This is a genomic window from Streptomyces sp. NPDC046197 (genome assembly GCF_040646295.1).
Lineage (GTDB): Bacteria > Actinomycetota > Actinomycetes > Streptomycetales > Streptomycetaceae > Streptomyces.
Window position 1 is genome coordinate 1 of record NZ_JBEYZY010000046.1, and the last position, 13,952, is coordinate 13,952.

Below are 13,952 nucleotides of genomic sequence, written 5' to 3' on the forward strand. Positions count from 1 at the left end.
GAAAGCAGTGGCATGACCGGCCAGCTGGCAGCAGCCGACCGGGCCCGGCTCGCCCGCCTCGGCATCGCCCCGCTGGCCACGGAAGACGCCCTGGCCCTCTTCGACGCGGCACTGACGATCGAGGCCCCGGCCGTGGTCGCCGCCCGCTTCGACCCGGCCGCCCTGCGCAGCGCAATCGCGGAGGAGCACCTGCCGCCACTCCTCGGCAGCCTTGTCGAGGAAGCGGACGCACGGCCGGAGCCGACGCCGCCCGTCAGCCTGAAGGCGCAGCTCGAGGACCTGGCCGAACCGGAGCGGGCCCGGCTCGTTCTGGATGCCGTCCGTGGGGAGGTGGCCGCCGTCCTCGGGCACGACTCGGTGGACGAGGTCGATGTGGAAGCCGAACTGATGGATCTCGGCTTCGACTCGCTCACCGCTGTCGAGCTGCGCAACCGTCTCAACGCGCTGACGGGCCTGCGGCTGAGCAGCACGCTCGTCTTCGACTACCCGACCACGCTGGAACTCGCCGAGTACCTGCACGGGGAACTCGCGCCCTAGCGGGTCGCGGCGGTCGTGGTGACCGCGCATGCGCCGATGGCCGCACCTCCAGAGGTGCGGCCATCGGCGTGAGGGGTGTCGTGAGGGTCGGCGGCGCTCAGTGCTCCCGCCGGTACACCTCCAACCGCGACGGCCCCTGGAAGAGGTACTGCGGTTGGGGCTCGGACACCACCGCGTCGATCCCGAAGGTTTGCACGTACTCCTGCGCGAAGTGGCAGCCGGAGACGGCGAAGACGACCAGACGGGTGTCGTTCTCGCGGGCCGCGGTCACCAGGGACTCCAGGGTCCTGCTGGCGAGCGTCTCGCCGCATACCAGGGCCACGTCGGCGTCCGCGACCAGCTCCGCGCTGCGGTCGCCGTGGTGGACCGGCACACCGAGGATGCCGTGCTGGATCAGTTCCTCGTCGAAGTCGCTGGCGGCCAGCGTGACGTTCTCCTGCTGGAGCAGGTGGATGAGGTTCCCCATGACACCGATCTGCGCGATGCGCTTGCCGCTGCCCGTGCGACGCAGCTGGCGCAGGGTCTCCTCGACGACGACCTCGGCGCGGGCCAACGCCTTCTCGGTCGGACGTCCGTCGATGACGAGCAGGCGTTGCGGGGTGTGCGGGAGCGCGCCGAAGGCCGCGTCCAGGATGGCGATGTTCTCCTCGTCGGTGCGGCCGACGGTTTCCCGGGCGTCACCACCGATCAGCGCGTCGCCGTCCGCGTCGACGGAGACGGTGCCGAAGTCGGCGTAACAGCAGCCTTGTCGGACCGTCTGGGCCATGACGAAGCTGTAGACCATGAACCGTTCGTAGGGGGTGGGCTGGGAGCGGTAGTCCACGCCCCACAGGGCGCGCAGGCGGAAGTCGTCGTCGGGTACGTCGTGGCTGCGCTCAGCCACGATCGTCCGCAGGGTGTCCATGATGGTGTGCACGGAGGGGCTCCACGGCGGTGAGTGAGGGAACGGGATCAGACGGTGCTGCGCTGCTCCGGAACTGCGGAGTTGCGGACGGTGCCCCAGCGTTTCGCCGTCGATTCGTGGATGAACCAGATGTCCTCCTCGGTCAGACGCCGGGAGACCACTCCGGGGAAGGCCTCCTCGAAGTAGACGTACGGTGGCCGGTTCTCCACCTGGGGGGAGTGGTAGTCGAGTCGGTCGGCCATGCCGTGGGCGCGCGTGATGGCGGTCGCGGGGTGATAGGTGAGGATGTTGGGGCTGGCGAGACCGAGCAGTCCGCCGTCGATGAGGAAGCCGACCTCCTGGACGGTCTCCTCGATGGTCTCCCTGGTCTCTCCTTCGAGGCCGAAAAGGACCGAGCTGCCCACAGGTATGCCGGCCTCGAGGATCAGTTCCAGGGCCCGGCGCACCTTCGTCTTCCACGGTCGGTCCGCGGTGCGGCGAACGTTCTTGTGCACGTGCTGCATGACCTCGGTGGCCATGCTCTCGATGCCCATGTAGAGGTACGTGCAGCCCGCCTCGCGCATGGCGGCGAGCACCTGGCGTACGTCGTCCTCCTTGTGCAGGGCGGTCATCAGGTCGACGGTGACCTGGGCGCCGAACTGGAACCCGCGCAGTCGCCGCCAGTCGTCGTCCTCGACGATCCACCTGCGGCAGGCGGGAGGCAGGTCGTCGGGACCCTCGGCCCGTCGCACGGTGCTGAGCTGATCGCAGAAGGCCCGGATCTGGGGGAAGGTGCCGGACCAGAAGATCGAGTCGTCGAAGAACGCGGCCTCCGCGCCGTAGCTGATGTACTCGCAGATCCGCTCGACCGCGGTGGCCGCCGGATCGCGGCCGAATCTCTTCAGCCCGCCGACCACCGTGGCCGCCTCGGAACAGAAGTCGCAGTGGTACGGGCAGGCGTTGGAGACCGTCAGGTGGGCGGTACGGGCGGGGGATCCGTCGGCGAGCGGAAAGACGGGGAAGCGGGAGCGGATCGCGAACCCCTGATAGGGGGAGGGGAGGTCGGCGAGGTCGAAGGCCGGGCCCCGGACCGGGAAGGCGTGTACGGCGTCCTCGGTGATCGCGCAGATCAGGGAGGAACCCGGGATGCGCTCCCCGGCCCGGCCGAGCAGGTCGAGGATGTCGACGACGTCGGTGGGATCGGCTCGGCCGCGGTCCAGGTCCATGGCGAGGGACACCGCCCGTAGCAGCAGGTCCAACGCGTAGTGGCCCTCACCCGCGACGAGGAAGTCGACGACGGGTCCGACCCGCCGGTCGTCGATGGCCCGCAAGGGGCTGCTGTACTCCACGACCAGCTCGTCCGTGCCGGGCAAGTACCGCATGGTCTCGTCGATGTGCCGACCGCCGACGACCACGAGACAGTGAGGTAATTCCTCCTTGGTGACTCGTGCCATCTCCAGCGCGTAGCGGTTGCCCGGTGAGACCGTGCTGATGAGCAGAACTCTGGGGCGGCGACAGCGCAGTTCCGCGCGGAAATCAGCCTCTGAGCGGTCGTCCCAGACACGGGGGTCGAAAACAGTGTGATCGACGACGCTGTCGTCCGGGTTCCATTGCCGGAGCGAATGGTCGGCGGCGAGCCTGTCGCGGCGGTGGGGCACCGTGCCCCAGTCGGGACACAAATCGCTGAACGGCGAATCGGGCCCCGCACCTCGGCTGGCCGAGCGCAGCGCGTGGTCGACCGCGACCGAAAGGGCGGCGTACAGGCACATGGGGTCGCCGGGGTAGGTGATCTCGCCCTCCGTCGACGTCATGACCGGGGCGAGTGCCGCGAGGACCGGGTAGCGTCGGGCGTCCCAAGGAATTTCTTCGCTTCCGGTGCGTTCCGTCAGTTCGGCGAGACGGGACTTCCGGAGCCGGTCGAGACGAGCAAGTTGATCGGGAGACACGTCATTTCCCGCCACCAGGCAGGTATGTTTCACAGTACGGCGTGTCAACAAGAGAATACCTCCAGAGAAACCTGTGGCGCCTTGGACGCATTTCGCCGAATGATCAGCCGAACTGCGGTGAAATCGTCGGCGGAGCAGTATTCCGCTCGGCCGACGATTTCACCCGCCGTTTACTGGAGACTCGGCTCGCCCGACCAGAGTTGCTCAGGTGGAGGCGGCTATCCAGAAAGTAAATAGCCTGGTACTTCTTACGCCATGCTGAGGGGGCGCGGATGGGCCCGGGCCGCCTCAGGGAATGCCGGCGCCGCGCAGTCGGGGCCGCGTGAGTGTTGTCCGGAGACGCTCGTCGTGCGGGGCATCGACCGGAAGATGGACGACGAGTTTCAACGGCTCGGGCGCGGCCTGGTGCCTGAGGTTGATCCTTCGCATGGTGATGACGCCGTGTCGTGGGTGGCGCACCGTGCACTGGCTCATGCCCTGGCTGCCCACCAGGTGCTCGTCCCAAGCGCGGCGGAAGTGAGGGCTCACCGAGGCGAGATCTTGTACCAGCGAGGTCACCTGGGCGGTGTCCCGGCACTCCAGGGCGTCGGCGCGGAAACACGCGACCAGGCCTTCGGCTTGATCCTGCCAGTCCACGAAGCGCTGCCGGGCGGTCTCCGAGGTGAACATCCAGACCAGCAGGTTGGGGCGCGGTTCGGAGGTCGCGGCGAAGTCCCCGAACCAGTCGATCGCCGCGTTGTTCCAGGCCATCAGATCGCCGACCTGTGAACACAGGTATGCGGGAAGCGGGGCCACCGATTCGACGATTTCGGTCAAGTTCTCCACGGCGGCCGAACGCTGGGGAGAGTGTTCTGTCGGCAGGGGTGCGGGATGCGACAGGTTATACAGATATAAACGCTCGTATACTGAAAGATTCAGTATGTCGGCGAGATTGTCGAGTACCTCGTGCGACGGAGAGATGTCCCGGGCCTGCTCCAGGTACGTGTACCAGGTGGGACTCACGCCGGCCAGTACCGCGACCTCTTCTCGGCGCAGTCCTGGAGTGCGCCTGCGCGACCCCTTCGGCAGTCCGACCGCCTCCGGCTTCATCGACTCGCGACGGGTGCGCAGGAAATGTGCACGTTCCCGCCGACGGAACTCGGAATCAGACATCGTGGCCCCCGTAATGTCCAAAAGATGCATCAGACGGTAACTCGGTGATCTCGGCATATGCAAGTGGGATCCGGATTCGGTCATGACTCGGTGAAGTCGCTAAATTTTCAACAAGGTGGAGGTGGCGGCGAAAGTAAAGAATCCCCCAAGAGGTGACTGGATTTAGCCAGATGAACCTAGATTCGGCCATGCCTGTGGCTCTGAAACTTGCCGACACTGGCACCAATGTCCATAAGTCGTCGTGGTGCGTGGAGTACCTGGCTCACGGCTGCCTGGATACCCGGCCCGCCCGGTCCTACAGTGTCGACGCGCCTGTCACGCGCGCCCATGGCCCTACAGCGAACGGACACGGAATCCTTGTCTCCATCAACAGCCAAGCCCAGGACGGTGCACACAGGTACGGCGCTTGGCATCCTGTCATTGGCCGCATTCATGGCCAGCCTGGACCTGTTCATCGTCAATGTGGCGTTCACGAGGATCAGTGCGGCCTTCGACCACGCGCCGCTGTCCCAGCTGTCCTGGGTGCTCAACGGTTACGCGATCATCTTCGCCGCGCTTCTGGTGCCCCTGGGCCGACTGGTTGACCGACACAACCGCAAGGCCGGTTTCCTCGCCGGCGTTGCCGTCTTCACCGGCGCTTCCCTCGGATGCGCGGTGTCAGCCTCGCTCTGGATGTTGATAGCTTTCCGGCTCCTGCAGGCGGCCGGCGCGGCGATGCTCACCCCGGCGAGCCTTGGACTGCTGTTGTCGGTCTTTCCGCCAGAACGGCGCGCGGGCGCGGTCCGTACCTGGGCCTCTACCGGTGCTCTGGCCGCCGCCGTTGGACCGGTCGTGGGAGGTCTTCTGACCACGGTCTCCTGGCGCTGGGTCTTCCTGATCAACCTTCCCGTCGGCGCTTTGCTGATCGCTGTGGCCGCAAGGGTGTTACCGGCCTCTCACGACGAACGAGGAGAGCGGGTACCGGACGTCGTCGGCACAGTGTTGCTCACTGCTGGCATTGGCCTAGTGGCCCTGGGCCTGGTTCAGGCCAATGCCTGGTCCGTGCCGCGCTCCACCCTGGTGCTCGCCGCGGGTGTACTGGCCTGTGGCGCCTTCTGGTTGCGTTCGCTTCGCCACGAGAACCCGCTCGTGGAACCGGCGTTGATGCGGGTCCGCAGCTTTGCCTGGGCCAACCTGACCGCCCTCGTGTTCAGCATCGCCTTCGCTGCGAACCTGTTGGCGGCCATTTTGTGGATGCAGCAGGTGTGGCACTACTCCGCTCTGCGCACAGGTCTTGGGCTCGTGCCTGGCCCCTTGGTCGTCCCCTTTGCCACCGCGGTTGGCGGAAGGCTCGCCAAGCGTGTGCCGCCGAGTCGGCTGGCAGCCATCGGATGCGTCATTCTTGCGGCGAGTGTGCTGAGCCAGGGCCTGCTGCTTGACCGGACCCCCGACTACGCGACCGAGCTGCTGCCCGGATGGTTCATCGGCGGCATCGGGGTGGGCCTTGCTCTGCCGTTCATGCTCGGTCTGGCCACCGCTACCCTCCCCCCGCCGCGGTTTGCCACCGGAAGCGCCATTGTCAACATGAGCCGCCAGGTCGGCGCGGTACTCGGTGTCAGCCTCTTCGTCGCGCTCATCGGAGTTCCCACCACCTACAGCGACACGCATACCGCCTTCATGAAGGTCTGGTACGGGATCGTGCTGTGCATGGGCGTCAGCGCGGTTACTGCACTCGGTATGGCACCTCCCCGGTCGGTCCCGGCCGAACAGCCCGCAGCGCCCGCATGAGCAGAGCAGGAGCCATCGAAGATGCGTTGGAATGATGTCTACGTCGACGCGGCCGCGGTTTGGGCGGGGCGGCGCGAGGACGTGCGGCTGGCGGTGGCCGAGGGCCGTTACTCCGCCGAGGAATGCGAGGCCGACGACTACGCTGGCGTCAGCGTGGTCGATGACATGGGTCATCCGGATATGGCTGTGGAGGCGGCGCGGATCGCGTTGAAACGTACCCGGGCACCCCATGAGCACTTCGATCTCGTCGCCCATGTCACGAGCGTCGGCTACCAGGGCCTCGACCACTGGACACCCGCCTCGTATATCCAGGCCCGAACCGTCGGCGGTCGAGGGTCGGCGGTCCAGCTCCAGCAGGCGTCCAACGGCGCCATAGCCGCGATCGACCTCGCCGCCGCCCACTTGACGGTCCGTCCGTCACCGTGTGCCGCCCTGATCACCACCTGCGACAAGTACCAGCCGCCCATGTTCGACCGTTATCGGTCGGACAAGGGGCTGCCGCGCGGGGACGGAGCCACCGCGCTCGTCCTCACCCGGGGCTCCGGCGTGGCCAGACTGCTGTCCACTTCCGTCGTCTCCGACACCACCCATGAGGGTGCCTACCGCGGTACGCGGCCGTGGGCTGCTGAAGCGGGCGGGCACGGATGGCCCATCGACATGCGGCAGCGTCTCAAGGAGTATCTGGGCTCCGGCGTAGATGTGGCTGACCTGGCCCGCTCCCTGCGCGACGGACAGCAGGAGGCCATGGATCGGGCCATGGCCGAGGCCGACGTCGAGGTCAAGGACATCGCTCGGTTCGTATACGCCCATGCCGGGCGTGCGGTGGTCGATTGGGACCTCATCGAAAAGGTCTCTGGCATCAGCATCACCCAGACCACTTGGGACTTCGGGCGCGAGCTCGGGCACCTGGGTGCGGGGGACCAGATCGCGGGGCTCAGTCACCTGCTCGAGTCGAAGGCTGTTGGCCCCGGAGACAAGGTGGTGCTGTCCGGTGTCGGCGCCGGGTTCGTCTTCGGATGCGCGGTGCTGGAGATAACGGCGGAGCCAGCATGGTCCTAACCGGTTGCCTCATGGGATTTCGCAGCCCCCCGCAAAGCTGCTGACGCACCTTTCATGATGGGATCTCCATGACCGAAGCAGGCCGTCTCCACTTCAAGCTCGGCAAGCCTGTGAAGTGACGCGATCGCACGGGTGCGTTCCGTGTTGAAGACGCCCACCATGGTTCGCCCGCCCACGTTTGCAATGGCGTCTCCGGTGAATAGCACGCCCGTTTTCGGCAGGTACAGCGCGATGCTGCCATCGGTGTGCCCAGGAGCGCCGAGCACGTGAGCCCCGCCGCCGAAGTTCAGCACATCGCCCTCCTCGAGTTGCCTATTCACCCGGGCCGGCGGAGCAGACGGGAGCGGAGGCTTGGTCTCGTACAGTTTTCGCTCCCACTCGGGCGCTCCCTCAAACACAGGCTTTGTCGCGATGCTCTCACCACGGATCACTGGAACGTCGAGGCGGTGCGCTATCACCGTCACACTGCCCCATGCCTCGATCTCTGCGGCCGCACCCGCGTGATCGTCGTGCGCGTGTGTCAGTACTACGTGGTGCAGATCTTCTGGTGACAATCCCAAGCACTTGATCGACCTCGCGATCGACTCCCCCGATCCGGCTGTCCCGGTATCGATCAGCGTAAGTGAGTCGGCATCCCGCCACAGGTAGGCGTGCCCGACCTCGAAGCTGAGCTGGTACAGCTGGGGCGACAGTTCAACGATGCGCATAACATCTGACATAGCCACAAAATTCAGGGGTCTATCAGTCGTTCACGCAGAGCATAGCGCCCGCCCGTAATGTCAAACGAATGTTTGTATCCGTGCGCGCGGCGAGTCGGCGGGACAGCGCTCCAGTACCTTCCTGTTGCCCTCGGAGGAACGCTTGCACGTCAGCGGCAACCTGACGATCGCGTCGCGGGGCGGCGCTGCCCTCTCGGGTAAGGGGTGCCCGTGACCGACGAGACGTTCGCGGTCTTGTCGCCCGAGTGCCCCGGGGGCGACGGTCAAGGTCTGTCGTCCCTCCCGCTGCCGACTGACGGCGGCCATGGTTAGAGAGCGACGCCGAGGCTCGTCCCAGCTCTCGCGCCAGCCAGCGTGACGCCGACAAGGCTGGGCGGCAGCGTGGCTACGAAAGACTCTGGTGGGGAGACGGGGCGGCCACCACTGCAGTCGGCGTCGCGGCCGACGGGTTATGGTGCCCGACCAAGACCAACGCGACGGCATTCATCAGAGTGGTCGCGGCGTGTTGCCGACCAGGGCGGTGGGAAAGGATCTCCATCAGCACGGGAAATGATCTTCGAAGGCTCCTGCATTACCGCTGCTTAGCGAGTTCCGTCGGTGCCCCAACGCACAGGAGCGCCGCCTCGGCTGGACGGGGGAGGCCAGCCGGGGCCGCGGGTGATGGCGAGCGGAGGGCGGTCGCCTCTCGGCGGAAGGCTCCATGGGGCTTCAGCCGGACGATCGTCCCCATGGGCTATAGGCGAGGCCCGGGGACACTGTCCCCTCCGCAGCCACGTACAGAAGAACGGCGAACTGCTTGGGTGTGTTCCCCTGTTGGCGCCTGCGGATAATGTGAACTGCGGCACGCGGCCTGGGGTTGTGGCACAGGGACGATGCGGGGGAGTCGCTCTCGGTCGGGCATGCTGCCACATCCGCGGAACCCTGTCCTCGATCCTCCTTCGCTTCCCAGGCATGGGTGCACTACCCCCATGCTGCATGGAGGGCGCCGCCGAGCTGCGCCAGGCTCTGCTCGTCGGCGGTGGTCGCTTCGAAGGGGAACCCTGTCGTCTGCCGTGCTGGTCGGAGCGATGCACGTACACAGGAGTGCTAGGGCTGTTCGCGGGTTTGTGACCAGGGGGGTGGCGTCGCATGGTGCTGGTCGGCAGGGATCGGCGGGCGGCTCCAGTCCAGGACGTGGAGGCCTGTGCTGTGGATGAGGCCGGCGTCGAGTTGGAGGAGCTGGATGGGGGAGTGCCCGTGTCTGCGCAGCCACCTGAGGCGGCGTTGCTGTTCGGCTTGGCTCAGTGTGTGCCAGTGGTCGTAGTGGATGCCGGGGGCAGCGCCGGGGTTCTCGCGGGCCCAGGCGCGCACGAGGGTGGTTTCGTCTGGTGCGCTGTGCAGGGTGATCAGGGCCCAGGCGGTGTCGTACGTCAGCGTCGGCCCGTGCCGGGCCATGAGCCGGCGGGTGCGTAGCTGGCGCACAGGGGCCAGGAACCAGCGTGCGGTATGGAGTTTCATGCCGGTGGGCTCCCGGGATCGTGAGGGCGGTGCCGGAGGACGGCGGCGGTGGCCAGGCGCTGGTGGCCGAGGGCCGTGAGGGTCTGGACGAGGGCCTGGACGAAGACCTCGCGCTGCTGCGGGGTGTGCAGGGTGGTGACGAGGGCGTCGGTGAAGCGCCGGATGTCACCGCGCAGGTCGTCGTCCTGCGCCGCCTGCGGCGCAGGTAGGCCCTTCAGTGCCTGGGCGAGGTTGTCGAGGTCGTTGAAGCGGTCGGGGAATTGGGCCATCCACCACACGCGGCGTAGGTCCGGGTCGGCGAGCACCCGCTGCAGCTGGGCCAGGCGGTGCAGCTCCTCGCCGTGTTCGAGGTCTGCTGCCTGCTGTCGGCGGGCATGTTCCTCGGCCAGGGCGCGGTCCGCTGCCGCGACGCTCAGCTCGGCCATGCCGCTGACCTCCAGCCCGGGCATGGGGCAACCGCGTTGCGTCAGGGATGAGTTGATGGCGTCGTGGGCCGCTGCGAGATCCAGAACGGAGTGCCGGCACAGGATTCCCGCGGCCTGCCGGCGCAGGTGCGCACGCGCCGGCATCGCCAGGTCGCCCCGGCCCGTGTCACCGGGGTGCGTCCACTGCCAGCTCCCTGTGATGCGGACGGTGAAGCGCACACTGGTGATGCGGCTGGCCATCCGCTCGTCGCTCAGCACGAGCGGATGAGCCGTGCCCGTGCCTGCCGCATCTGCTGCGAGCTGGGCCGGTCTGCTGCGCCGGCGCAGCAGACTCACGCCGTCACGGCGGCGCCGTCACCGCCGGACCGCGCCATAGCGCCAGGGCTAGCAGGGGAGGCCACCTCGGAGATCAGCTGGGCGAACAGTTGTGCGCGCCGGGCCCGTCCCAGCTCGGAGCTGTCGGGCGAGCCCACCAGCAGGCCGGAGGGGCCTTCCTGGCCCAGATAGCCGCGCAGCACCTGCGCCGCCAGGGGCAGGACCTGGTCGTCCTGGAGCTTGGGCGAGTCCAACCAGGCCGCCAGATGCCGGTACGCCGCCTGAGCTGCCGTGGGCTCCTGCAGGGCCGCGCGCCAACCGCGGACGAACAGCTGACCGGCCAGCACATCGGAAGCGTCGACGGCCTCGCCGGTGCTCTCCTGGTTCGCGGGCAGCGGCAGGAGGATGTCGCTGGTGATGTCGGTCAGGGCCAGGAACGTGCCCGCTCCGGCCTTACGAATGGTGCTGTCGCTGGATTCGGCCCATTCCACGATCTCCGACAGCACCAGGACGCGTTGCGCGGGAGTGCTCACCAGGGTGCGCACCGCGTCGGCGACGGCGTCCCGGGCCTGGTCGTCATCGCGGGAGGCCAGCAGCCGCAGCCGGGTCAGGGCGACCCGGGGATACCGCTGGCCCAGCTCGCCCGCGCAGACCGCGGCGACCGCGGCGATCATCTGTTCGCTGGTCGTCTTCTGCTGGGCCCAGTCGTACAGCTGCTTACGTACGGCGACGCCCGCGACCGGGTGGAGCGCCATGGTCTGCAGGATGTGGATGGCAAGCTGACGGTGCGCCACACGGTCGGTCTCGATCCACCGCCTGGCCACGGACAGCACGGTGGAGCCGCCGGGCAGCAACGCCAGTGGCACCAGGCAGTCGGCGATGCGCTGCAGATGACGCACGGCGATCTTGTTGGGTGCGCTGATCTGGGAGGCCCACTCCAGCAGCACGGGCCGCAGCTGCGGCCGCTGCCGCCACACGTACTTCAGCGCAGCCCCGGACAGCCCACGCTGCTTCTCCTCCAGGGAGATGCCCTCGTCATCCCTGTACGAGGCGCCGATGGCGGTCAGCCGCTTGTCCAGGTCACGACCGTACAGCGCACCGCCACGCGGCAGTTCGCCACCGACCTGCGTGAACAACTGGTCCGCGGCCCCGAGTACGACGGCGGCCGGGGCTCCATCCAGCAGGGCGGCCGCAATCAGAAGCGCGCGCTCCTGCAGGTCTCCCGGTGCGGAGTGCTCCTCGAACCAGGTTTCCAGGTGCTTCTGCCAGTCGGTGAACTGCTTGCCGACTGCGGATTGGCCGTCGTCCTTGGCCTCGGCGATGAGGCGTGCCAGCCGGGCGCCGTCGGATGCCGGCGCTGCGGGGGCGAGCAGGTCGTGGAGTGAATCGTGCGTCAGCCAGTCGACCCGGCCAGCAGCGAGGTGGCGCAGGTGAGCCTCGGCGACCAGTGCGGCCGAGGGGCGTGCGAGGTGCACGGTCGGCACGGTCGCGAGGGTCCTGGGGTTCCAGCCGTTCGGATCGGCCAGGATGACCAGAACGGCGTCGGCGGTCTGTGCCTGCTTCTGGTAGTCGGCAAGGGCGGTGTAGAAGTCCTCCGACAGATCGCGGTAGTCCGTCAGGTCCAGAACGAATGCGCGCCCCTCGGTGTGGGGGATTTGCTCGGTGCGCGGCTGGTCCCAGTCCAGGACCAGCCAGCTGATCTGCTTCCTGTGCACCCCAGCCTTCCGCAGTGCATGCAGCGCGGCGGTGCGCCGTCCCGTGCCGGCCTGCCCGCACAGCACCAGGACGTGGCTCTTGCCGTAGGGGCGGCTGAGCATACTGACGGCCTGCGCCACTTGGCCGGATCCCTGCGGCCCGGGGGGATCGACGAACGCGTGTTCCGCGAGGTCCAGTTCGCCGTCGTCGACACTGGCGCTGCGCAGGTACTGCCAGCCCCGGACGTACTGGTGGTGGTGCTCTTCGTAGTCGCCGGCGACCTGCGTCACCTGTGCCTGGCCGGACGCTTCGATCTGCTGCTGCACCGCTGCGGTGCCCTCGGCGTCGGTCATGACTGCTCCTGGCTGGGGATGTAGTCGCGGCCGACCTGGATCAGCCGGGCCTTGCCGCTGGCCTTGCCCTTCTGGCGTACGGTGCCGCTGCTCTCGTTCGCGGTGGTGGCCTTTGTGCTGTGCTGAGCGGCCTGGCTGGGGCGGCCGCCGGGTACGGCGCCGCTGTCCTGTGCGAGGTAGGGGGCGAGTACCGAGGGAACCAGCCCGGGGACGAAGAGCCAGCAGATCTGCTCAAAGCCCGGCTTGCCCTCGACGCGGGCGGTGGCCCGGTGGAAGTGATGCTCCTTGAGAGCTGGCGTGCGGCCCGCGGCGACCGTGCGGCCAAAGACGGTGTCCGACACCACGGCAGCCAGCAGCACTCCGTGGTCCACCGCGGCGATCATGGCCCGGCGGGCCGCGTCGCTGTCGACCAGCCGGCAGGCGTCGTTGACCGCGTCCCCCCGGTGCTCCGGCGGCGCCAGGGGCCCGACGTGCACGCTGGCCCGCAGCCGGATCGTCGGCGCGCTGGCCAGCCGGGTCTGCTCGCGCCGCTCGAGTGCCTGACCGAGGTGGACGAGGAGAGGGTCGATCAACCGTGCCGCGTGTCGGGCCGGCAGCACGAAGATGGCACCGTCTCCACGGTCCTTGACGGCGCCGAGCAGCGTCGCGTCGCCGATCCCGCACTGAGCGAACACCGTCGACAGCATGCTGTCCAGATCGGCCCGCGTAGGCGCCATCTTCGCCTCGGGGAGCTTGCTGTACTCCTTCATATCGACGGTCAACAGAGCATGCTCCGGCGGCACATCGGTGACATCGGACGGGACGAGAGAGGGCATGGGCAGCAGCCTTTCCATCGTGTCGGGGAATTCCGAGTGGGTGTGCTGCCTCATGCTGGACGCGCCCGGGCGACGGCGGTGCCCAGTGCTGGGCACCGCGCCGGTGCGGTCGGTCACGTCTGCACGTGAGCGTGTGACTGGATCGATGTGATGTCACGGATGATGAGTCCGCCAGCGGCCTCCGTGGCGAGCCATCCCTGCTCGCGCCACGGTTTCAAGGCCGTTCCCACGGCGTTGCGGGACGCGCCGATCAGCTGTGACAGCTCCAGCTGCGTCAGCCGCACGAGGCATTCGGCGCCGCCCGCCGACGCGGCCTGGAGCAGCCGTCCGAGCGCCGAGGCCAGGCGCACGGGCACGGCCGAAGTGGCCATCTCGAGACGTACGGTCTCCGCTTCGCGTACCCGCGCGATGGCGTGACGCAGCAGCGCGGCCTGCAGATCGTGGAGGTCCACGAAGGCCAGGAAGTCAGAGGCAGGGATGATGTGCACCCGGCAGTCCTCCGCGGCGATGACCGACGCGGCGCGTGGCTGGTTGTCCAACACCGCCAGCTCGCCCAGCAGTTCACCTGCGCCGCGTACCGCCAGCAGCGTCCGTTCGCCATGCGATCCGGTGAGCGTGATCAAGGTGGACCCGGAGACCAGCAGGATGACGTGGGTGCCCGGATCCCCCTGCCGTAACAGCACGCTCCTGGCCGGGCGCACACGGACCGGAGCCAGCTGACACAACTGCGACCAAAGATCATCACCGATGACCGAGACATGCGGCTGATACATACACCCCCCGAGTGTG

12 protein-coding genes are annotated in these 13,952 nt (G+C 67.9%); 3 read left to right on the forward strand and 9 right to left on the reverse strand.

All coding sequences use genetic code 11. From position 1 onward, the window contains the following. A partial coding sequence (locus tag AB0A61_RS36375) for a beta-ketoacyl reductase (protein WP_361302382.1) occupies positions 1-537 on the forward strand: 537 nt, incomplete at its 5' end. A 97-nt stretch (positions 538-634) separates the two neighbouring features. Here AB0A61_RS36375 and AB0A61_RS36380 read toward each other — a convergent pair. The 3 genes from AB0A61_RS36380 to AB0A61_RS36390 all read right to left on the reverse strand — a co-directional run bounded on the left by AB0A61_RS36380 (position 635) and on the right by AB0A61_RS36390 (position 4,602). Beyond that, positions 635-1,453 carry a DUF364 domain-containing protein gene (locus AB0A61_RS36380; RefSeq protein WP_361302385.1) on the reverse strand — a complete coding sequence of 273 codons (819 nt, stop codon included), beginning with the start codon at positions 1,451-1,453 and terminating at the stop codon, positions 635-637. A gap of 35 nt (positions 1,454-1,488) precedes the next feature. After that, positions 1,489-3,366 (reverse strand): radical SAM protein, encoded by a 1,878-nt coding sequence (locus tag AB0A61_RS36385; protein ID WP_361302388.1) that lies wholly within the window; start codon positions 3,364-3,366, stop codon positions 1,489-1,491. 288 nt (positions 3,367-3,654) lie between these two features. Further along, positions 3,655-4,602 carry a helix-turn-helix transcriptional regulator gene (locus AB0A61_RS36390; RefSeq protein ID WP_361302391.1) on the reverse strand — a complete coding sequence of 316 codons (948 nt, stop codon included), beginning with the start codon at positions 4,600-4,602 and terminating at the stop codon, positions 3,655-3,657. A 243-nt stretch (positions 4,603-4,845) separates the two neighbouring features. On the opposite strand from AB0A61_RS36390, the gene AB0A61_RS36395 reads away from it, so the two are divergent. Further along, positions 4,846-6,285, forward strand: a complete 1,440-nt coding sequence (locus AB0A61_RS36395; RefSeq protein ID WP_361302479.1) for a DHA2 family efflux MFS transporter permease subunit — start codon at positions 4,846-4,848, stop codon at positions 6,283-6,285. A gap of 21 nt (positions 6,286-6,306) precedes the next feature. After that, positions 6,307-7,344 carry a ketoacyl-ACP synthase III family protein gene (locus tag AB0A61_RS36400; RefSeq protein ID WP_361302394.1) on the forward strand — a complete coding sequence of 346 codons (1,038 nt, stop codon included), beginning with the start codon at positions 6,307-6,309 and terminating at the stop codon, positions 7,342-7,344. Here AB0A61_RS36400 and AB0A61_RS36405 read toward each other — a convergent pair. The 6 genes from AB0A61_RS36405 to AB0A61_RS36430 form a co-directional block, all read right to left on the reverse strand. Further along, positions 7,341-8,051, reverse strand: a complete 711-nt coding sequence (locus AB0A61_RS36405) for an MBL fold metallo-hydrolase (protein ID WP_361302397.1) — start codon at positions 8,049-8,051, stop codon at positions 7,341-7,343. The two genes, AB0A61_RS36400 and AB0A61_RS36405, sit on opposite strands and share 4 nt — an antisense overlap. A gap of 1,098 nt (positions 8,052-9,149) precedes the next feature. Further along, on the reverse strand, positions 9,150-9,560 hold the full coding sequence (locus AB0A61_RS36410) for a hypothetical protein (RefSeq protein ID WP_361302400.1): 411 nt from the start codon (positions 9,558-9,560) through the stop codon (positions 9,150-9,152). Beyond that, positions 9,557-10,321 (reverse strand): hypothetical protein, encoded by a 765-nt coding sequence (locus tag AB0A61_RS36415; protein ID WP_361302403.1) that lies wholly within the window; start codon positions 10,319-10,321, stop codon positions 9,557-9,559. The genes AB0A61_RS36410 and AB0A61_RS36415 overlap by 4 nt, the downstream gene beginning before the upstream one ends. Next, entirely contained in the window at positions 10,318-12,348 is a 2,031-nt protein-coding gene (locus AB0A61_RS36420; protein ID WP_361302406.1) for a hypothetical protein, read from the reverse strand. Before AB0A61_RS36420 ends, AB0A61_RS36415 begins: the two co-directional genes overlap by 4 nt. Next, entirely contained in the window at positions 12,345-13,109 is a 765-nt protein-coding gene (locus AB0A61_RS36425; protein WP_361302409.1) for a hypothetical protein, read from the reverse strand. The genes AB0A61_RS36420 and AB0A61_RS36425 overlap by 4 nt, the downstream gene beginning before the upstream one ends. A gap of 167 nt (positions 13,110-13,276) precedes the next feature. After that, entirely contained in the window at positions 13,277-13,936 is a 660-nt protein-coding gene (locus AB0A61_RS36430) for a Crp/Fnr family transcriptional regulator (RefSeq protein WP_361302412.1), read from the reverse strand. Positions 13,937-13,952: the final 16 nt, after the last annotated feature.

Coding starts and splice junctions, on each gene's coding strand:
- AB0A61_RS36410 (WP_361302400.1), bottom strand. CDS start 9,560: ATGAAACTCCATACCGCACGCTGGTTCCTGGCCCCTGTGCGCCAGCTA.
- AB0A61_RS36400 (WP_361302394.1), top strand. CDS start 6,307: ATGCGTTGGAATGATGTCTACGTCGACGCGGCCGCGGTTTGGGCGGGG.
- AB0A61_RS36420 (WP_361302406.1), bottom strand. CDS start 12,348: ATGACCGACGCCGAGGGCACCGCAGCGGTGCAGCAGCAGATCGAAGCG.
- AB0A61_RS36405 (WP_361302397.1), bottom strand. CDS start 8,051: ATGCGCATCGTTGAACTGTCGCCCCAGCTGTACCAGCTCAGCTTCGAG.
- AB0A61_RS36430 (WP_361302412.1), bottom strand. CDS start 13,936: ATGTATCAGCCGCATGTCTCGGTCATCGGTGATGATCTTTGGTCGCAG.
- AB0A61_RS36390 (WP_361302391.1), bottom strand. CDS start 4,602: ATGACCGAATCCGGATCCCACTTGCATATGCCGAGATCACCGAGTTAC.
- AB0A61_RS36395 (WP_361302479.1), top strand. CDS start 4,846: ATGGCCCTACAGCGAACGGACACGGAATCCTTGTCTCCATCAACAGCC.